1 protein-coding gene is annotated in these 791 nt (G+C 66.9%); it reads left to right on the forward strand.

Features of this window, described 5'->3' with window-relative positions; genetic code table 11:
• Positions 1 to 791 (forward strand): tryptophan synthase subunit beta (gene trpB, locus AB843_RS24585; RefSeq protein ID WP_048649564.1); only part of this gene is annotated, 791 nt, incomplete at both ends.

A 791-nucleotide genomic window follows, 5' to 3' on the forward strand; every position in this document is an offset into this window, starting at 1 on the left:
CCCAATTCCTTCCGCATCGGCCCCGATGAAGCGGGCATGTTCGGCATATTTGGCGGGCGCTTCGTCGCCGAGACGCTGATGCCGCTGATCCTCGACCTGGAAAGGCACTGGAACGAAGCCAGGAACGACCCCGCCTTTCAGGCGGAAGTGGCGTTTCTCGGCAGGCATTACACCGGCCGCCCCTCGCCGCTCTATTTCGCCGAGCGCCTGACGAACCATCTGGGCGGCGCGAAGATCTACTTCAAGCGCGAAGACCTGAACCACACGGGCTCGCACAAGATCAACAATTGCCTGGGGCAGATCCTGCTGGCCAAGCGCATGGGCAAGACCCGCATCATCGCCGAGACGGGCGCCGGCCAGCACGGCGTGGCCTCGGCCACCGTCGCCGCCCGCTTCGGCCTGCCCTGCGTCGTCTATATGGGCGCCACCGATGTCGAGCGGCAGAAGCCGAACGTCTTCCGCATGCATCTGCTCGGCGCCGAGGTGAAGCCGGTGACGGCCGGCCACGGCACGCTGAAGGACGCCATGAACGAAGCGCTTCGCGATTGGGTGACCAATGTCGAGGACACCTACTACCTGATCGGCACCGCCGCCGGCCCGCACCCCTATCCCGAGATGGTGCGCGAGCTGCAGTCGGTGATCGGCACGGAAGCCCGCGCGCAGGTTCTCGAGCTTGAGGGCCGGCTGCCCGACGCCATCGTCGCCGCCGTCGGCGGCGGTTCGAACGCCATCGGCCTGTTCCATCCCTTCCTCGATGACCGCCAGGTGGCGATCCACGGCGTCGAGGCGGG

This window comes from Nitratireductor soli (assembly GCF_001050155.1).
GTDB lineage: Bacteria > Pseudomonadota > Alphaproteobacteria > Rhizobiales > Rhizobiaceae > Nitratireductor > Nitratireductor soli.